Below are 18,908 nucleotides of genomic sequence, written 5' to 3'. Positions count from 1 at the left end.
AAGACCAAGACCGGCTGGTCCACCAACGCCGACGTGCTGGAAAAGCTCCGCTACGAGGCCCCCATCGTGGGGGCGGTGCTGGAGTACCGCCAGTACGCCAAGCTCAAGTCCACCTACGCCGACGGCCTTTTGAAGGCCATGGACCCGGACGGCCGGGTGCGCACCTCCTTCCAGATGACGGTGACGGCCACCGGACGCCTTTCCTCCACGGAGCCCAACCTCCAGAACATCCCCACCCGCACGGACCTGGGCAGTGAGATCCGGCGCATGTTCGTGCCGGAGGCGGGGTGCGTGCTGGTGGACGCGGACTACTCCCAGATCGAGCTAAGGCTCCTGGCCCACATCTCCGGGGACGAGGGCATGCAGGCCGCCTTCCGCTCCGGCGGGGACTTCCACGCCGAGACGGCGGCCAAGGTGTTCCACGTATCCCGGGAGGACGTGACGCCGGAGATGCGCCGCCGGGCCAAGGCGGTGAACTTCGGCATCGTCTACGGCATCTCCGCCTTTTCCCTGAGCCAGGACATCGGCGTCAGCGTGGCGGAGGCCAAGGACTATATGGACGCCTACTTTGCCACGTTCCCCGGCGTGCGGCACTATATGGACGCGGTGGTGGAGCAGGCGGAGCAAAATGGCTTCGTGGAGACCCTCTTCCACCGGCGGCGGGACCTGCCGGAGCTGAATTCCTCCAACCACAACCTGCGCGCCTTCGGCCAGCGGGTGGCGCTGAACATGCCCATCCAGGGCACGGCGGCGGACATCATGAAGCTGGCCATGATCGCCGTGTGGCGGCGGCTGCGCACGGAGCAGCCCGCGGCCCGGCTGGTGCTCCAGGTCCACGACGAGCTGATCGTGGAGTGCCCGGAGCAGGACGCGGCGGCGGTGGCGGCGCTGCTGGAAGAGGAGATGGAGCACGTGGCGGCGCTGTCGGTGCCGCTGACCGCCGAGGCCCACTGGGGCAAAAACTGGCTGGAGGCCAAGGGCTGAGGCCCATAAAAAGAGAGGAGCTTACGGATGGATACATCCCTGAATGTACGGATTGTTCCCATGAACGGCGACCACCTGGACGAGGTGGCGGAGCTGGAGCGGGTGTGCTTTTCCACGCCCTGGTCCAGAAACATGCTCTCCGAGGAGCTGGAAAACGACTGCTCGGCCATGCTGGTGGCGCTGGACGGCCAGGGCCATGTGGCGGGTTACGCCGGGGTGCAGGTGATTTTGGACGAAGGCTACATCACCAACGTGGCCGTGCGGCCGGAGTACCGCCGAAAAGGCATCGCGGGCAAGCTGCTGCACGTGTTCCTAGACTTTGCCCAGGCCCACCAGCTGGCCTTTTTGACGCTGGAGGTGCGGGCCTCCAACGCCCCCGCCATCGCTCTTTACCAGGGCCTTGGGTTTAAAAATGTGGGGCGGCGGAAGAACTACTACGAGCATCCCCGGGAGGATGCCATTATCATGACGAAGGAGTTTGATACCAATGGAGCTGCGGATGCCCACCTGGCAGCAGGTGGAGACGATCTACCACAGTGAGCTGACGGCCTCGTTCCCGCCGGAGGAGCTCAAGCCCCTGCGTGCCATCGGCGAGATGTGGCGGGATGGGTGCTATAAGCCCTGGTGCCTCTTTGACGGGGACGAGATCGCCGGCGTGTGCTTTTTGTGGCTGGGGCATCCGGGCTGGATGCTGCTGGACTACCTGTGCGTGTGCGCCCGGCGGCGCAACGGCGGCACCGGCGCCCTGATTCTGGAAAAGATGCTGGAGCGGGAGGCGGGCCATGTGATCCTGGGGGAGAGCGAGGCCCCGGCCCACGCCCCGGACCCGGAGATGGCCCGGCGGCGGCTGGGGTTCTATGCCCGCAACCACGCCCGGACGGCCGGGTACGACACGGACGTGTTCGGCGCCCACTACAAGACCCTCTACTGGGCGGACCGGGAGATCCCCGACCGGGAGCTCATGGACGAGCACCGGTTCATCTATCAAAACCGGTTCTCCCCGGACAAGTACGCCCGCTACGTGCATATTCCCCGTGACCCGGCGGCGCCGCCCATGGAAGCGGTGCCCTGGGACGAGTGAGAGGAGCGTGAGAGTATGAAAATTTTGGCATTTGAGTCCTCCTGCGACGAGACGGCCGTGGCGGTGGTGGAGGACGGGCGGAAGATTCTCTCGGACGCCATCGCCTCCCAGGCGGACCTCCACGCCCTCTATGGCGGCGTGGTGCCGGAGATCGCCTCCCGCAAGCACGTGGAGGCCATCGCCGCCCTGACGGAGCAGGCGCTGGCCCAGGCGGGCTGCACCCGGGCGGACATCGACGCGGTGGCGGTGACCTACGCGCCGGGCCTCATCGGCGCGGTGCTGGTGGGGGTGAGCTTTGCAAAGTCCGTGGCCTACGCCCTGGGGGTGCCCCTGATCCCGGTGCACCACATCCGGGGCCACATCGCGGCCAACTACCTGGCCTTCCCGGAGCTGGAGCCGCCGTTTCTGGCGCTGGCCATCTCCGGCGGCAATACGCTGATCGTGGACGTGCGGGACTATACGGACCTGGAGATCCTGGGCTCCACCCGGGACGACGCCGCCGGCGAGTGCTTCGACAAGGCGGCCCGGGTACTGGGGCTGCCCTATCCCGGCGGCGCCCCCATGGATAAGCTGGCCCAGGGGTCCAAGGGGGGCGTCTACCAGCTGCCCCACGCCCACGTGGACGGGGCGGAGCTGGACATGAGCTTTTCCGGCCTCAAGACGGCGGTGGTGAACCTGGCCCACCACGCCCAGCAGGTAGGCGAGGATCTGGACCGGGCGGCCCTGGCCCGGGACTTTGCCCAGGCGGTCAGCGACGAGCTGGTGCCCCGGGTCATGCTGGCGGCGGAGCGCACTGGGCGTAAGATCGTGGCGGCGGCGGGCGGCGTGGCGGCCAACTCCGTCATCCGGGCGGACCTGGAGCGTGAGTGCACCCGGCGTGGCCTGAAGCTGTACCTGCCGCCTCTGCGGCTTTGCGGGGACAACGGGGCCATGATCGGCGCCCAGGGGTATTACGAGTTTTTGGCGGGCCACACGGCGGGCATGGATCTCAATGCCTACGCCACCCGGGACATCGGAGAATAAGCGGAAAAAGACGGCTGGCAGCAGCCGTCTTTTTGCATATTTTTCGGGAGAAAAAATGAATGTAAAGGGGTTGAACTTGCTTTTTTTGACGGCGGCGAAAAACGGGTTTGCAAAAAAAGCCGTGTCCAGAGGAAAGAGAAAAAATAAACGGAGAAAGTGAAAAAGCAAAAAATATTATGTAAAATATTTTTCCACGAAGAACTGGGGAAAACCGCGGATTGAAGGGATTCCAAAAAAATACAATGTCCGACGAAAGCCTTGCGGCACAACGGAAATCAAAATGTGGAAAAACCTGTGGAGAATGTGAATAACTTTTGGTAAAGCATTGTGGAAGAAAAAATTATGTAAATGAAAACCAAAAATCCGGCAGGCGGAAAGCCGTTGAAATTTTGGGGAACGGTATAATTTTTGTAAAATTGCGACGACAATTTTTTTGAGATTTTACGTCATTGACAGACAGAACCCGTCGAAAAACCGCGAAAAAGCAAAAAATGCCGGAGAAAAACTTGCAGGATTTCCTGCAAAAATACAAAACGTAATATACGCCGGCGCTGTATGGCGGCGCTGCAAAATCGGGAAAAACCTGTTGACGCTGACCGGAATTTATGGTAAGATACCTCTTGTTCCAACCGCAGAGGGCCCGGTGGCCCTGCCGCGGCATGTGCTAGTGTAGCTCAGTCGGTAGAGCAGCTGATTCGTAATCAGCAGGTCAGGTGTTCGAGTCACCCCACTAGCTCCACAAAACACCCCGAAAACAATCGTTTTCGGGGTGTTTTGCTATGTAAAAAGTTCTGACTTTGAGAGGGCGGTTAGACCTAGACCCACACCGTGACCCGCGTCGGCACAAGTTCCAGATCCCTCGCTTTGCCCGTTGGGGCAAAGCTCGCTCCTTTCACTGTGCCTCCGTTTCCCGCGCGACCCACGCTGTTGGGCTCGCACGGGAGTAATAAAGCGCACCGGCAGGGAAGTTCCCAACCGGTGCGCTGTTTTGTTTAGGGTAAGCGTCAAACGGAGCAGCAAAGAAATTGTGCCGGATAGAGGAAAGGGTGACCGAAATTCGGTCACCCCTGAAAGCAAAGCTATTAAGTGGCGGGTACCTGCTGAGTCAAGGAGTCTTGCACCACATCCAAAAGATGTTCTGGGGCGAGCTGCGATCTGGTGCACTGGTCAATTAAGCCAAGGACAGCAGATCTGCTGCCAGAGAAAGGGGCCACCCTTGCAATCGTAAACCAGCTTCCGTGCATGCACGTTTTATGCCAGAATTCCATAGGACAAGCTGCGGCGGAATGGATCCCACATCTCATGAAGGCAGTATAGCTAGCCTGCGTCCTGGCACGGCATATCAATGTCCATATTCTCTGCGGCACACAGATCCTCGGACGGTTGGAACAGGAGCTTCATCAGTGAAGCTGCTTGCTGAGCGGCAGGCGGGATCTTGGGGTGGAGAGCTGGAATGGTGGAGAGCATCTGGTCATAATCAGAATCGCCCGCAGATACAGAATGTTCCTTACCGGAGACCGGTTCTGCCACAGAGATCCCCGATTTATCCGCGAGATTTTCCATAGAGCCAGCTCTTGGATGTGAAGTGCCGTTCAAATAACCTTGCAGGGGCTGTCCTTGGAATATCAATTTCTGCAGAACATTCCGCATAATTCACCGCTCTTGCCCATTTCTCTTTTTAGCATGGCTGTAATATTTTTCTCTATTTTCATGGAAGCCACTTCCCTAAACAAAAACATAAGAAGGCAGACTCAACCAGTGAATTCCAGGTTCCCGGCAAATCGGACAGATTTTCGGCAGAGCAGGAAAAAGGACGGGACGACCCAATAGGCGATCTCGTCCTTCCATCATGGGGGTGTCACTGTCCGTTTTTACTGGATCCATTCACTGTTCATACATAGCAGAGCCGTTTCATTGATCTCGATTCCCGTTTGTGGGTCCATCCCCCTTCAGCCCCCATCCATAGGGTATCAGGCATTTGAACTCCAGGGAGCGCAGAATCAATTGAGAGTTTAATATGTGTTGCTTTTTTTAGAGTGCGTGTTATATTATGATGAAAGTTCCCTTTTTTGCCTTTTCTATGTGGGATATGCATCGTTGCATGATGATATTTTTTTGGTACTGCGAATCAAAAAATATGCGAAAAAGGCGTCGTCTGATTTTTATAAGATCGATATAGTCCCATGATATGGAAGGAGCTGCTGCACCATGAAAAGAGGTCTCTTATTCGGCTTCCTTTTTTTGATCCTCTGCCTATTGGTCGGGCACTACACCCTAAACCCTCCGGAAACTAACACAGAATCCACTGCATCCAACCGTTCTGCCCGGCAGGAAGTCGCCTTTGAGACGGAGCAATTACAATCTGTGCCGGCGCCTGTATTTGAAAAAGAGCACATGGAAGTAACATCCATTGCGTATGACGGCATGCAGTTCACGCTGTATCAGCTGACCGGCGACGATCACTACTATCTTTCCATGACATTGGCCGGAACGAACTATGACCTCGGGCTCGTGGGAACCAGTGATAGCAATTTGGATCGTATGCGTGAGTCCATGGTGCAGAAAACGTCCATATCTGCAGCAGAGGCAGTCTATGCGTTAAGGCGAGAAGAAGCATTTGAGATCCTCACAACGACCTATTTTACCATCCGAGAGAATACGCCGATCCTGCTCTATTCCCTTCCCGGAACCGGCAGCCAGTACGATGTGGATGAAGACGGGGAAGTAGAAACCATTTCCAACGGCGGCCTGTCCACAAGCCCGAACTATTTGCTGTATGAATGGAAGGTTGATGCTGGAGAAGTATGCGTTGCAGATTTGAGGGAGCAGCTCTCTTGTGATACGCTGGTATTCGATGACGCAGACGGGTGTTTTGCTGCCGACAAGAAAATCGGCAGCGAGTGGTTCCGCAGCAAGTATCAATATGATGGGACCTATCTTGAAAAAATAGGTTGATTTAAGGTTAATATAAATACAAAATGTGTTTACCATATGTTTACCGCTTACGAATGAACTTTTGCCCCATCTTTTGCAGCTGTCGCCATAGATATCATCAACTCTTATACATCATAAGGCCCTCTTCGGGTGAATCGATTTGAGTTGCTTCAAGTCTTGCGTAGCTCAGAGCTTTATATCATGAACGACTTAGTTTCCATTTGCCCTACTTAAATAAGACAATCAGTCTTCATCCTTGACTTTACAAAACCCCATAAAAATAACGTATGCTATTGTGACTACAATTATTAGCCCTACCGTAACCGTCAAACCCAGAGCGACAGAAGCGCCACGGCGTCTGCCGCTCTGGGTTTGACGGTTGCTGTTTAGGCGATAGGGGATTATCGTACCTGCGTCATGAGGCTGCCCGTGGCCTGGGCGGCCTCGTTCTGCTTCTGGCGGGTAGTGTGGGTGTAAGTGCGGAGGGTGAATCCTGCGTCGCAGTGGCCCGGCATGGCGGCGATTTTGTCCAATTTGCTCCTGGACTTCAGTGCCTGCAAGAACATCCTGCTCTATTTCCAGCCCCTGCGAGGACCCCTGCCTTGTTTACGCGGCGCAGATTCTGAGGTGTGGGAGCGTTTCAAAGCAAACCCCATAGAAAGGGTGTGCAGGCCAGAGGCAGAGTTCAGGGGTAGAAGGCTTGACAGGGCGAGTCTATCTGTGATAGACTTCAAACATCAGATAGGTCTATTTTTGATAGACCAAAAAGGAGGCCCCTATGGAAGAGACGAAACTGGGCGTCATCGAAAGCCGCTTTGCAGACCTGATCTGGGCTCATGCGCCCCTGACCTCCGGGGAGCTGGTGAAGCTGTGCCGGGAGGAGCTGACGTGGAAGAAGTCCACCACTTACACCGTGCTGAAAAAGCTCTGTGACCGGGGACTGTTCCGCAACGACGGCGGCACCGTCACCGCCGCAATCTCCAAAGAGGAATTCCACGCCATGCAATCGGAGCGGTTCGTGGAGGAGACCTTCGACGGGTCATTGCCGGCGTTTCTCGCCGCCTTCACCAGCCGGAAGAAGCTGTCGGAGGAGGAAATTCATCAGCTGCAAAAGCTGATCGACCAGAGCCGGGAGGGGTGAGCCATGGGAGATTTCCTAACCTATGAGCTGCTGCCCATCATTTTGAACATGACCATCACCGGCAGCGTGGTGATCGTTCTGGTTCTTTTGGCGCGGCTGGCATTGCGGCGGGCGCCCCGGATCTGCTCCTATGCCCTGTGGCTGGTGGTGCTGTTCCGGCTGCTGTGCCCGGTGTCGCTGACGGCAAATATTTCCCTGATGGGCCTGCTGGACACGCCGGTGACGGAGGTGACGGCCCACACCAGCGCAGCGGCCTATGTGCCCCGGGACGTGGTGCATGACCCGGCCCCCACGGTGGAGCTCCCGGTCCCCGGGATCGGTGAGGCCATCACGGGGGCCCTGCCCCAGGGGGAGGAACAGACGGCGGCCGATCCCCTGGAGGCGCCGATCGCCATTGCCATCGTCTGGCTGACGGGCGCGGCTGCCATGGTGATTTGCGGCGTGGCGTCCCTGCTCCGCCTGCGCCGGCGGCTGGTGGGGGCGGTGCCTCTGGAGAGGGGCGTGTACCTGGCGGACCACATCGGCACGCCCTTCGTGCTGGGCCTGGTCCGGCCGAAAATCTACCTGCCCTCCGCCCTGCCGGAGGGGGAGCGGGGCTACATCCTGCTCCATGAGCGCCACCACATCCGGCGGCTGGACCATGTGGTGAAGCTGCTGGCGTTTTTGGCCCTTTGCATCCACTGGTTCAACCCGTTGGTGTGGCTTTCTTTCGTGCTGCTGGGCAGGGACATGGAGATGAGCTGCGACGAGGCGGTGATGCAGAAGCTGGGGGAGGCCGTCCGGGCGGACTACTCTGCGTCTCTCCTGCGCCTTGCCACGGGGCGGAACATTATCGCCGGAGCGCCGTTGGCCTTCGGCGAGGGGGACACCCGGGAGCGGGTGGTGAATGTGCTGAAATGGAAGCGGCCCCGGCTGTGGGCGGTGCTGGCGGGGGCGGCGGTCTGCGCCGCGGTCATCGCCGCCTGCGCGGTGAATCCGCAGAGTGCGCCGGATGAGGAGCCTCCGCAGAGTGAAGGACCACAGTCTTCCGCTGAGGCGGTGGAGCCGTCAGATCCCGCCAGTGAACTGCTTCAGCTGCGGGACAACTATCAAATTTCGCTGGATGCGGAACGCTGGGAACTGGAGGAACATGAGGGATATGACGACTGGATCCTGGATGCCCAGGGCGCTGCCCTCGAAGTTTTCTATATGACCCCGGATCTGCCTCCTGATCGGGCGGTGAGCAACTATGAGGCGATTGACCGTACCTGCCTGGACTATTCCGATCAGACCGCCACGCTTCCGGCAGACAGCCCATTTTCCTTCCTGATCTCTGCCGATATGGCGGACGGCCGCCACAAGGAGGTCTATTTCACCGACCGGGGCAGCCGCCCCTACCATATGGTCGTCCTGATCTGGGATGATGCCCATGAGGAGGTTTTGCCGGAGATGCGGGAGATCGCTGCCTCGTTCAGAGAGATCGGAACGGAAGTCGTTTCCATGGACCTGGGCAGCCTTGTCCAGCAGGCAAAAGTGGAAGTTCCCACACAAGGCGATGTCTATCTTCTGGCTGGCGGCGCGTCCCGCCTGATCCTGGATGCGGGCGGCGGTCTTGCCGATGTGACGCTGCAGATGTGGGCCCTGAAGCGGAGCGAAGGGGATGAATATTACTGCGGTACGCTTCGCGCCGACGGACGGATGCTCCTCTATCAGGGAGCCCGCGGGATGAGTACGATCACATGGCCCGATGCGGACGGGGAGGATGGGTCTCCCCTCCTTCTGGAGGAGTTTGCATCGCTGGTGGAGCGCATGGACCTGGCTCAGTTTTTGCCGGGCATTTGTGCGGGAACACCGGCGGGCTATGAGGTGGAGGTCTGTCCGGATCTATCTGCGGCCCACGGGGATGCATCCGTTTCACTCCCGTGTTACTTCTGTGATCGCAATGGAAACTATTCGCAGGGAATTCTGCTCCCGGGGCAGATACAGGACAGCCTTCTGCCCCTGGGGGATCAAATCCTCTTCTCGGTAAGTCCCCTGTACGACGGCCAGCCTGATACAAAAGGGGGCGCAGATGATGCCGGATCGCAGATCTATATCGCGGCGGAACGATAGGAAGAATCCTGCTTTGCGGCAGCAGGGATGTCGTTTCCCATGAGGGACGGTTGACAGAATGTTTGGCTTCGCTGGGGCCGGATTATTGGGGGGCTTGCGATGAACTATTTTTTTATATTGGAGCCGGAGGAATGGCGAACGATTTCCTATTATCGGTCTTTCCTGCGAGAATGTCCCAAGAAATTCTGGGAGTGGTTTTTACCCATATGCGTCATTTATTCCGGCTTGATAATTTTGTTATTCGTATATGGTGCCCCTCTCTCTGTTAAAATCCGTTATGTAGTTTGTTTCCTCATATTCACTGCGCTTTGGTTTTTCTTGATTCCTTATCTGGGGAAATGGACGTTTCGGCTCTTTCTCTATCGCTCGGGAATTCGGGGGAATGACACCATACGGGTTTATATTTATGAGGATCGGATGGTGATTTCTTCCGATACAGGAAGCGCTGTTCATTACTATGTGCCAGCCGTTATCCATGCATCGAAGTGCTCTAGGAAAAACTTTCGAAAAGATGGCTACACATGGATGGGGATGCCGATTTCAGATATCTATGAATGTAACACCGGCATATTTTTTTGGGCAATGGGACAGATTCCTCCAGCCATATACTTAGATGCCGCTAAATATGACACGAAAACCTTCGGCGCCTTGCGCCAGATGCTGCAAGAGTGTTTCGGAAGACATTATCATTGCGTGGCTTACAGATAATGCAAATTGCGGCGTAGTTTTGCCGCTTTTGTGTGCCTCCGTTTCCTGTGCGACCCATGCTGTTGGGCTCGCACGGGAGTAATCAAGCGCACCGGACGGGAACTTCCCGCCCGGTGCGCTGTGCTGCTTTCTGGAGGCGTTTTTACCGCACCTGCGCCATGAGGTTCCCTATGGTCTGGGCTGCCTCGTCCTGTTTCTGGCGGGTGGTGTGGGTGTAGGCGCGGAGGGTAGCCGCCGAGTCCGGATGGTACATACCTCCGGTGCGGGAGGAGGGGAAGAGCCAGGGAGTGTTCAGGTACTTGGCGTGTTCCCGGACCGGCAGGTCCACCGCCTCCTGTGGGATGGAGATCTGACGGACGGAGTTCTCAGTTTTGGGGCGGGCCACGATCAGCTTGTTGTCCTCGTCTTTGGCGGCTTGCTTGCTGACGAAGATGGTTTTCTCGGTGATATTCAGGCCCGCCCGCCGCAGGGCTGCCAGCTCGCTTTTTCAAATTCCACTGACCGACTCCGGATAGAGCATATCCTTTACTGCCCGGTCCGGGGCGCCGTGGAGGGCCGGATATTGGGTTTGGCGGACAGCTGGGACCACAGCCGCTTTGCAACCGTGTACTCCCCGGAGCGGGAGACGGCCGGCTGCCGGCTTCAGCAGTTGCTCCTGCCCGCGCCGGTCCGGCGTCTGCAAAAGCGCCTTGTCTCGTTTTCCGTCTCCCGGGGCCCCTGTCTTGTTTGCGGCGGCGCAGATCCTGCGCGTTTTGGCCCCGGAGGCAAGTGCTGAACTGCGGCAAAAATTTCTTCTCCTTTTTCTGAAACGATGGTACCCTATTGAGCGAATATATAGTCGGAAAGGCGGTGAGGCAGTGGAAGAGCAATGGATCCGGGAGATACAGCGCAAGGGCTCCCGGACGGCGGCGGATCATCTGATCCGGGCCCACTACGACGAGATCTACCGCTTTGTCTACCGCCAGACCGGCCATAAAGAGGACGCCATGGACCTGACCCAGTCCATTTTCCTGGCCATGCTGCGGGCACTGCCTGCCTACCGGGCGGAGCGGGGGACGTTTCGCACCTGGCTTTACCGGATCGCCGCCAACAAGGTCATCGACGCCCGCCGCCGCTCCCGCCTGAGGCCCCTGCCTCTGGAGGAACTGGAGGTGCCGTCGGAGGAGGACTTCGCCGCCCGGAGCCAGGACCGGGCGCTGCTGGAACAGATCGAAGCCTATGTCTCCGGTCTGGACCCCCAGTGGCAGGCGGTGTTTCGCCTGCGCCTTTACGCAGAGCAGTCCTTTCCGGAGATCGCCGCCGCCCTGGGGGAGCCGGAGGCGGCGGTGAAGTCCCGCTATTACCGCTTGCTGGGGCGTTTGAGAGAGGAGTTTGATCCACATGAATGACCGCTGGAACGAGATCCCCATGCCGACCGCCGCGGAAAAGGATGCTGCCGTGACCCGCATCCTGGACGCCGGGCTTCCGGTCCGGCCGGGTTTCCGGCACACGCTGAGAGAGACCCTCCGGGCGGTGGGATTCCGCACCCTGTTTTTCGGCACGGCGGACTGCCTGTTCCTCTCGGCGCTGTTTCTGGTTTTGTGCCTGCTGCCGGCGGTGGCCGCGGCGGCCCGGCAGGGCCCTCTGGGCCCGGCGCTGTTTCTGCTCTCCCCGGCGCTGTACGCCGCGCTCCACCTGCTGACTGCCTGGAAGGAGGCCCAGTCCGGCACGCTGGAGTGGCGGCAGACCTGCCGGGTGTCCCTGCGGGCCGTGACGGCCCTGCGGATGCTGGTATTCGGGAGCGTGTCGGTGCTGGTGTGCGTGCCGGCCAACCTATTGCTGTGGTATCTGGCGGGCGGTACCGTCTCTCTTTCCTGGATGGTAGCCCTGTCGGTTTCCGGTCTGTGCCTGTACGGGGCGCTGTCCCTCTGCTGCCTGCGGCTGCGGGGGATCGCCGGATTGCTGACGGCCCCGGCGGCCTGGGCGGCACTGGGGATTGTTCCGCTGCTGTGGGAGCGGGCCGCCCGGTGGCTGGATGGGGTGCCCACGGTGCTGTTCTGCCTGCTCACCGCCGCCGCTCTGGCATTGTATTTCGCGGAGCTGCGCCGCTTCTGCCGGCGGCCCGCAGAAGGAGGAACCAACTATGCTCTCGGTTGAACACGTCACAAAGCGGTATGGAGATTTCACCGCGTTAGAGGATATCTCCCTGACCTTCTCTCCAGGCGTCTACGGGCTGCTGGGCCCCAACGGCGCCGGAAAGACCACGTTGATGAAAATGCTCGCCACCCTCCTGTTTCCCACCAAGGGGCAGATCCTCTGGGACGGGGAGGACATCCTGGCCCTGGGGGCGGAGTACCGGGGCCTTATGGGGTACCTGCCCCAGCAGTTCGGGTACTATCCCAACTACACCCCCCGGCAGTTCCTGCGGTACGCGGCTGCCCTCCAGTGCATCCCCAAGCGGGAGGCGGAGGGACGCATCAGCCGCCTTTTGGAGCTGGTGGGCCTGGGGGCGGACGGGGACCGGAAGCTCCGTAAGTTCTCCGGCGGCATGATCCAGCGGGTGGGCATCGCCTGCGCCATGCTCAACGACCCCCGGCTGCTGATTCTGGACGAGCCTACCGCCGGGCTGGACCCCCGGGAGCGGGTGCGGTTCCGGAACCTGCTCCACGCCCTGGCGGAGGACCGGATTGTGCTGCTGTCCACCCACATCGTCTCCGACGTGGAGACCATCGCCGGGCAGATCGTCATGTTCCGGGACCACCGGCTCTACTGCTGCGATACCCCCGCCAATATCTGCGCCCGGTTCCACGGGAAGGTCTTTCAGATCCCGGCGGGAACGCCTTTGGGGCTGGACCAGTTCCTGCTCAGCGAGGGGCAGGGGGAGACGGGGCCGGTGCTGCGCATCCTGACGGAAACGCCGCCCGCCGGGGCCCATCCTGTGACGCCGGGGCTGGAGGACGCGTTCCTCGCCATCTACCGGGAGAGGCAGTCATGAGCCTCGCCGTGTACGAGTGGCGCAAGCTCTTCCGCCTGCCGGCCCTGTGGGCGTTCCTGGCGCTGAGCCTTCTGTTCAACGCGCTGCTGATCTGCACCCTCTCGGAGCAGGACCGGGCCTTTTTCAACGATACCTCCGCGGACGCCGCCCTTCTGGGCCAGCGGGTGGATGAGACATTTCGAGAGGGGCTGTCTGCCCTGCCGGAGACGGAGAACCGAAGCATCCTGCTCCGGTCGGTCACCGGCCTGGAGAACAATTTTGCGGCCTACGACACCGGTATACTGAAGGAGTTCTACACGGACGTGGTGAAAGATTCTCCCACGGCTGCGTCGTGGATGGCCCGGAAATACGACGCCCTGTCCGCCCGGGTGGAGCACCTGGCCCGGACGGAGGCGGGCATGGACCTGTACGCCGGGCCCGTCACCCAGGGAAGCCACCAGTTCCTCTTCGGCACGCTGATGCGCGCCATCCTGGGGGAGGCGGCCATTGCCGCCATGCTGGGGACGCTGTACCTTCTGGGCTACGAGGGGATGCACCACACGGAGAGCCTCACCTGTGCCTCCCGGACCGGGCGGGATCTGCGGCGGACCAAGGTCCTGGCCTCTCTGGCGGCGTCTCCCGTATTCCTGGCCCTGACGGCTGTGCCCGCCCTGGGATTCTACTTCGCCCGGTTCGACTACGGCGGCGTCTGGAGCGCCAGCGTCTCCAGTCAGTTCAACTACCTCACGGACATGCTGCTGGTGCGCCCCTTCCTCACCTGGGGGGACTTCACCGTGGCGGAGTATCTGGCGGCGGCCCTGGCCCTGGGGGCGGCGCTGACGGCATCATTTTCCCTGCTGGCAGCCCTCTGCGGCACCCTGGTCCGCAGCCCCTATCTGGCGGCGCTGGCGCTGGGCCTGCTGTGCTTCGGCGGACTGGGGATTACATCCGTGCTGGGAAATTTCCCGCTGTGGGTGGGATATATGCTTTCCTGCTTCCAGCTCCCGCTGGTGTGGCTCTGCTGCGGCGGCTGGTTTACGGAGCTGGGCCTCAGCGCGGTGCTGCCCTGGCAGGAGACCATTGCCACAGGGGGAAACCTGCTGCTGCTCAGTGCCGGGACGGCCCTGGCTCTGCGCCGCTTCCGGAGAAAGGATGTGATGATATGAGGCTTTTGGCGTGGGAACTGCGGAAGATCTGGCGGCCCGGCATCCTGGCGGCAATCTTGCTGCTGGGGGCGGTGTACTATTGGATGTTCCCGGAGTTCTACATTGAATACTTCTGCAACGGCCCCAGCGCCCAGGCCAATTTTCAGCTGGCTTCGGAGTGGGTGGCGGAGTACGGCCCCACCCTGGAGATAGAGGAGCGGGAGTCGCTGGACGGCCAGCTGGCGGAGGAGCTCCAGGCCTTTGACCGGCAGATCGCCGCCATCCCGGAGGCCGCCGCGGCGGGCCTGACGGACTACGAGGCTTTTTGTCAATTCGTGGAGGATTACCGCTCCGACACCGCAGCGTCTGACGGTGAGGCGGACATGGACCGGGAGTTTCTGGTCCAACGGGTGTACAGCGGCACCAACTGGTACCGCATCAACGAAATTCAAAATACCATGGAGCTGTATGACACCCGGGAAGAGCAAAGCGCCCTGGAACGCTCCGACAGAAAGGCAGAGGGACAGCCGGAGGCAATGATCCGGCGGGCGGAGCAGCTGGCTCAACCGGAGCGGGCCCACTCCCTGCTTGCGTTCTCCGTCAAGGGCTCCACCCGGGAGTATGGGAAGGACCTGGCGGTGTGGTGCGTTTTGAGCATTGTGCTGCTACTCTCGCCCACGCTGGTGCGGGACCGGCTGCGCAGGACCCGGGCCATGCAGTGGACTTCCCGCCGGGGCCGGTCGATCCTGACCACCCAGATGACGGCGGCCCTGTGCTCGGCTTTGGTGCTGACGATCCTCAATCTCGTCATTTATGCCGTTCCCTTCCTGGCGCAAAAGCCGCTGCAGTTTCGGGATTGCGGCCTGGCCGGGATCTGGACCTGGGGCTCGCCCTGGTTCGACTGGACCTACGGGACCTATTTCGTGGTGCTGACGGGACTGATCCTGGCGCTGTCCCTGGCGGCCGCCGGCCTCACGGTGTTCCTCTCCCAGTACAGCGGCAATTACATCGCCATGCTGCTTAAGGCCCTGCCGCTGTTTGTGGCGGTGGGAGCGGTGCTGGGCAGCTGGCTCCTGGACCAGCCCTTCTGCTTCCGGCGTCTCTGGGAGGGCGGCCCCTGGCTGCCGAAAGGAACGGAGGCGGCGGTGGCCGCCGGGCTTCTGGCGGTCAGCATCCTACTCTGCGCCCTGACCTGCCGACGGCAGAGAAACCGGGAGCTGTTTTGAACAAGCTCCTTGGACAAAGATTTCAGCAGGCCTCCTGATCGCATTGCGGAACCAGACCCGCGCACCGCGGCCCATACTGCGGAGCGGTGGGAGAAATGATGCGGGAGCGGTACTCCCCAAAAGTTTCCAGACCTGCTGATTTTTGGTAAAAAACGCCCCGAAAACCATGGTTTTCGGGGCGTTTTGCCATGTAGCTGCCATATAAAAGCTGCGGCTTTCAGGTGGCGGGAAATTTGCCCCGCACCGCGGAGCCGCTGGGACCGGGGCGTTTCCTCCTCTGCTTTTTCCGCAGCCGTCCGTTTTCCCGCAGGCCCTTTTGCTTTACCAGGGCTGAAAATAACTGTCACAGTCCACCTGGGCCTGCTTGAGGGCCTCTTCCGGAGAACATACGCCCAAAACTGCCTGCTGCACCCGGGAGGCCAGGATGGTTTCCAACTGGAGCTCACTGAAGTTTTGATAGTAGGTGCTGCTGCTTCGGCGCTGCGCTGTGGGGAAGCTCTTCCGGGCGGTAGAGAGCCAGGGGTACTGTTCGCTGATGTCCCGGTTGCTGTATGCGGACCGGCAGGGGGAGAGGCCCCCCAGCATGGTAAACACCGGCGCCACCAGATCGGCATATAGCCATTGGAAAAAGGCACAGGCCGTCTCCGGACAGGTGCAGCCCCGGGTGATGCCGATCACGCCGCCTCCCAGCAGGGGCCTGCCGCCGGGAACGGGGTCGAATCCCAGCTTCCCGGCGATCCGGGACATTTGAGAATTTAAAATGTGGGAGGCGTAGTTGATAAATACGACGGTCATGGCGGCGGACCCGTCGGCAAATCCCTCCAGGGCATTCTTCCAGAAATCGTAGATGGTCCGATCTGAATAAGAAAATGTCTCCCGGTAGTTTTTCAGCGCCCGCAGAGCCTCCGGCGTGTCCAGGGTGATGCGGCCCTGGCTGTCCAGAAGCTGCCCGCCCTCGGCAAACAGACGGGGCATGAATTCGCTGGGGCTCACGACAACGTTGCCGATGGCCACGGTGGAACCATACTGGGTCGGGGAGGCGGGGTTGCAGCTTCGCGTGAAGAAGGAGGCAATGCGATTATAGTCGGTGAAAGTTCTGGGGACTGCAAGCTCCTCCCGGGAGGCCTCAAAATACATCCGCTTGTAGGTGGGATCGGTGAACAGATCCCGCCGGTAGAAAAGCAGCTGGATGCTGGGGTCATAGGGAACGCAGCAGCGGACGCCGTGGGCGGTGGTAAAATGCTGCCCCAGCTCCGGAATGGTCCGGGACAGCAGGGCATCCCAATCAAAGGGAATCTGTGCGAGGGGGCGGTACACCGCCGTTCCAAGCTCGTCCAGCCAGGCCACGTCCATGCGGATCAAATCGTACCGGCTGCAGGCGGGAGACTGGATCGCGCGGTACACATCCCGCAAAGAGGGCAGGACCGTCAGATCCAGATGGATACCGGAGGTTTTCTCCAGATGGGGTGCCAGCCGGGCCAGTGCAGTCGTGGAGGGGGAAGCCATCGTCAGGATCCGCAGGGTTTTCGCCTGCAAATGAACGGATGGCGCCTGCATGCTGCGGAACCCGTCGTTTTCCATGTGCAGCTTCCCCGGCAGGGGCTTTCCCTGTTCCAGCCGGGAAAGAAGCTGCTTTACGATTTTGTGGGCCAGGCGCTTGTAGTCCAGCTCGTAGACCGAGGATTCCGGGTCTGTCACCGCGGCCTTTGCGGCCAGCGTGACGAAGCGCGGCAGCGGAGCCTGGCTGGAGTAGGCGCAGGCCGCCCGGACGGCGTCTTCTCTGCGCCGATCCGAACACACAATATAATCATAACTTTGGCTGCTGTCAAAGAACTCGAAGGCCCGCAGGCCTACCTGGTAATTGCGGCAATCCAGAAAGCTGACTGCCTCTGCATCCTGGCAGTGGGCGCGGACTGCCCGGATAAACAAGGCCGCATCCGGCAGCTCCGCGGCTTCGGTGAAGACACCGATCCGCTTCCCGCCCCGGGCGCGGATATAGGACGCGATGTCCCGGCCCGCCTGCCCGGGATCAAAGCCTGCGTACATCACGTCCGGCTGCTCCGGCCCTTCCCGCTGCAGAAAGACCAACGGCAGATCCGGGGCCTCCGCCCGATAACGAGCGAGGGCGTCCGTCAGGCAGGTGCTGGTGATGATTGCGCTGAAGCGGGCGTTGAGTGCCTCGGCCAGCATGGACAGCTCCCTGCTCTCCATGGAACGGGTGGAGTAGAGCTGTACGGAGTACCCTTTTTGGGAAAATTCGCTTTGAAAGACCTCGTACATGGCGGCCCAATGTGTATATTCGATCCCGGGCAGCAGCACGGCAATCGCGCGGCCCTTTCCGAGCCGCAGGCTCTGGGCCTTGGTGTTGACTTTGTAGCCCAGCTTTTCCGCCGCTTGCCAGACCAGGCGAATTTTTTCCACACTGACATTGCCGCGACCATTGATGACGTTGGAAACCGTACCGTGGGAAACGCCTGCTTCCCGGGCGATGTCCTTGATGGTGGGCATGGTGCCGCCTCCTTTGCCGTCGGTGTTTTATGACCTTATTTTACTATGTTGGAAGGCGGCTGACAAGTCAAAATGCTCTGTCAGAAAAATGGTTAATATAGACAATGAAATCAAATGTACAATGTTCAATTTGTAAGAATTGTGCATTTATAGGCGAAAAACGGAAAGAAATAAATTGACACGTTCCAATTTTGGTGATACGTTGATATCAGAAGGGACGAACCAAATCCTCGGCAAAAGGATAATTGAATGAAAAGGAGATGTCACGTATGAAAAAGTTCTTCAGCTTGGCGCTTGCGGCGCTCATGTGTCTTACTCTCCTGGCCGGCTGCGGTGGAGACACAGGCGGAAACAATGCTGCCGAAACGGATGGGGGGAGCGGAACTGCCGAAACCGGCGGAAAGCTGGTGGTCTATTCCGCTTTGAACGAGGACAACACCATTGCCATTGCAGATCAGTTCAAGAAGGACACCGGCATTGAAATCGAGTACATCTCCCTGGGCGGCGGCGACGCCGTGGCCCGCGTGCAGGCGGAGATGAACAACCCCCAGGCGGACTTCCTGGTGGGCGGTTCCGTGGACCTGTACGGCTCTTTGGCGGACGCCGGCGCTTTCCTGGAATATGACTCTCCCAACAACGACGACCTGGACGAGCGGTTCAATGACCCCAACCATCTCTGGCAGGGCTGGTACATGGGCGTTTTGAGCATCATCATCAACGAGGACCGCTTCCAGGAAGAGCTGGCGCCGCAGGGCGTGGCGGAGCCCGTCACCTGGGACGATCTGCTGGACCCGGCCTATAAGGACGTGTTTGTCTGGTCCAATCCCACCACTGCGGGCGGCGCCTATATTGCGGCTGCCTGCCAGATTTTCCGACTGGGCGAGGACGCCGCCTGGGAGTACCTGAAGGAACTGGACAAGAACGTCCATCACTACTATCAGGGCGCCGGCGACGTGATCAGCCCCGTTGCCACCGGTGAGTTCATCGCCTCCATTGCCTGGGCCCACGACAGCTTCAAGACCCAGCAGGAGGGCTATCCCCTCAAGCTGATCATCCCCAAGCAGACCGCCTATGAGATCGGCGGCGCGGCCATCATCAACGGCGGTCCCAACAC

The 18,908-nt window shown here is 60.1% G+C and carries 18 protein-coding genes and 1 tRNA gene; 15 read left to right on the top strand and 4 right to left on the bottom strand.

Annotated features, from left to right (window positions below; translation table 11 throughout):
- The 5 genes from QZS13_RS08425 to QZS13_RS08405 all read left to right on the top strand — a co-directional run.
- A partial coding sequence (locus tag QZS13_RS08425) for a DNA polymerase (RefSeq protein WP_295587879.1) occupies positions 1-984 on the top strand: 984 nt, incomplete at its 5' end.
- 27 nt (positions 985-1,011) lie between these two features.
- On the top strand, positions 1,012-1,524 hold the full coding sequence (gene rimI / locus QZS13_RS08420; protein WP_295587877.1) for a ribosomal protein S18-alanine N-acetyltransferase: 513 nt from the start codon (positions 1,012-1,014) through the stop codon (positions 1,522-1,524).
- Positions 1,472-2,065 (top strand): N-acetyltransferase, encoded by a 594-nt coding sequence (locus QZS13_RS08415; RefSeq protein WP_295587875.1) that lies wholly within the window; start codon positions 1,472-1,474, stop codon positions 2,063-2,065. Before rimI ends, QZS13_RS08415 begins: the two co-directional genes overlap by 53 nt.
- A gap of 15 nt (positions 2,066-2,080) precedes the next feature.
- On the top strand, positions 2,081-3,088 hold the full coding sequence (gene tsaD / locus QZS13_RS08410; protein WP_295587874.1) for a tRNA (adenosine(37)-N6)-threonylcarbamoyltransferase complex transferase subunit TsaD: 1,008 nt from the start codon (positions 2,081-2,083) through the stop codon (positions 3,086-3,088).
- Positions 3,089-3,751: 663 nt separating this feature from the next.
- Positions 3,752-3,827: transfer RNA gene (locus QZS13_RS08405), tRNA-Thr, on the top strand.
- A gap of 578 nt (positions 3,828-4,405) precedes the next feature.
- Here the strand turns inward: QZS13_RS08405 and QZS13_RS08400 are convergent.
- Positions 4,406-4,651, bottom strand: a complete 246-nt coding sequence (locus QZS13_RS08400; RefSeq protein ID WP_295587871.1) for a hypothetical protein — start codon at positions 4,649-4,651, stop codon at positions 4,406-4,408.
- A gap of 645 nt (positions 4,652-5,296) precedes the next feature.
- Between QZS13_RS08400 and QZS13_RS08395 the strand changes: the two genes are divergently transcribed.
- Entirely contained in the window at positions 5,297-6,043 is a 747-nt protein-coding gene (locus QZS13_RS08395) for a hypothetical protein (protein ID WP_295587868.1), read from the top strand.
- Positions 6,044-6,423: 380 nt separating this feature from the next.
- Here QZS13_RS08395 and QZS13_RS08390 read toward each other — a convergent pair whose 3' ends face one another.
- Positions 6,424-6,555: a hypothetical protein gene (locus QZS13_RS08390; RefSeq protein ID WP_295587866.1), complete on the bottom strand. Its 132-nt coding sequence runs from the start codon at positions 6,553-6,555 to the stop codon at positions 6,424-6,426.
- 245 nt (positions 6,556-6,800) lie between these two features.
- On the opposite strand from QZS13_RS08390, the gene QZS13_RS08385 reads away from it, so the two are divergent.
- The 3 genes from QZS13_RS08385 (at position 6,801) to QZS13_RS08375 (ending at position 9,962) form a co-directional block, all read left to right on the top strand.
- Positions 6,801-7,163: a BlaI/MecI/CopY family transcriptional regulator gene (locus QZS13_RS08385; protein WP_295587864.1), complete on the top strand. Its 363-nt coding sequence runs from the start codon at positions 6,801-6,803 to the stop codon at positions 7,161-7,163.
- A gap of 3 nt (positions 7,164-7,166) precedes the next feature.
- Positions 7,167-9,254: a M56 family metallopeptidase gene (locus QZS13_RS08380; protein ID WP_295587862.1), complete on the top strand. Its 2,088-nt coding sequence runs from the start codon at positions 7,167-7,169 to the stop codon at positions 9,252-9,254.
- Positions 9,255-9,353: 99 nt separating this feature from the next.
- Entirely contained in the window at positions 9,354-9,962 is a 609-nt protein-coding gene (locus QZS13_RS08375; RefSeq protein WP_295587860.1) for a hypothetical protein, read from the top strand.
- A gap of 142 nt (positions 9,963-10,104) precedes the next feature.
- Here the strand turns inward: QZS13_RS08375 and QZS13_RS08370 are convergent, their stop codons facing one another.
- Complete coding sequence (locus tag QZS13_RS08370; RefSeq protein WP_295587858.1) at positions 10,105-10,347, bottom strand: hypothetical protein; 243 nt, start codon at positions 10,345-10,347, stop codon at positions 10,105-10,107.
- Between the two features lie 472 nt (positions 10,348-10,819).
- Here QZS13_RS08370 and QZS13_RS08365 point away from each other — a divergent pair, with 472 nt between their 5' ends.
- The 5 genes from QZS13_RS08365 to QZS13_RS08345 are packed head-to-tail and all read left to right on the top strand — an operon-like array spanning position 10,820 to position 15,286.
- A complete protein-coding gene (locus QZS13_RS08365) occupies positions 10,820-11,350 on the top strand; it encodes an RNA polymerase sigma factor (RefSeq protein WP_295587856.1) in 531 nt (176 codons plus the stop codon).
- Positions 11,343-12,098: a hypothetical protein gene (locus QZS13_RS08360; RefSeq protein ID WP_295587854.1), complete on the top strand. Its 756-nt coding sequence runs from the start codon at positions 11,343-11,345 to the stop codon at positions 12,096-12,098. The genes QZS13_RS08365 and QZS13_RS08360 overlap by 8 nt, the downstream gene beginning before the upstream one ends.
- Complete coding sequence (locus QZS13_RS08355) at positions 12,085-12,936, top strand: ABC transporter ATP-binding protein (RefSeq protein ID WP_295587852.1); 852 nt, start codon at positions 12,085-12,087, stop codon at positions 12,934-12,936. Before QZS13_RS08360 ends, QZS13_RS08355 begins: the two co-directional genes overlap by 14 nt.
- The gene (locus QZS13_RS08350; RefSeq protein ID WP_295587850.1) at positions 12,933-14,081 is read left to right on the top strand and encodes a hypothetical protein; all 1,149 of its coding nucleotides are present in this window, start codon (positions 12,933-12,935) and stop codon (positions 14,079-14,081) included. The genes QZS13_RS08355 and QZS13_RS08350 overlap by 4 nt, the downstream gene beginning before the upstream one ends.
- Positions 14,078-15,286: a hypothetical protein gene (locus QZS13_RS08345; protein WP_295587847.1), complete on the top strand. Its 1,209-nt coding sequence runs from the start codon at positions 14,078-14,080 to the stop codon at positions 15,284-15,286. The genes QZS13_RS08350 and QZS13_RS08345 overlap by 4 nt, the downstream gene beginning before the upstream one ends.
- A gap of 321 nt (positions 15,287-15,607) precedes the next feature.
- On the opposite strand, the gene QZS13_RS08340 is transcribed toward QZS13_RS08345, so the two are convergent.
- Positions 15,608-17,794, bottom strand: a complete 2,187-nt coding sequence (locus tag QZS13_RS08340; RefSeq protein WP_295587845.1) for an extracellular solute-binding protein — start codon at positions 17,792-17,794, stop codon at positions 15,608-15,610.
- Positions 17,795-18,063: 269 nt separating this feature from the next.
- Here QZS13_RS08340 and QZS13_RS08335 point away from each other — a divergent pair.
- Positions 18,064-18,908: extracellular solute-binding protein (locus tag QZS13_RS08335; RefSeq protein ID WP_295587843.1), on the top strand; the 845-nt coding region annotated here is incomplete at its 3' end.

Origin of the sequence: uncultured Oscillibacter sp., assembly GCF_900546705.1 — a bacterium.
Classification (GTDB): Bacteria; Bacillota; Clostridia; order Oscillospirales; family Oscillospiraceae; genus Oscillibacter.
This window is presented reverse-complemented; position numbering and strand designations above follow the sequence as displayed.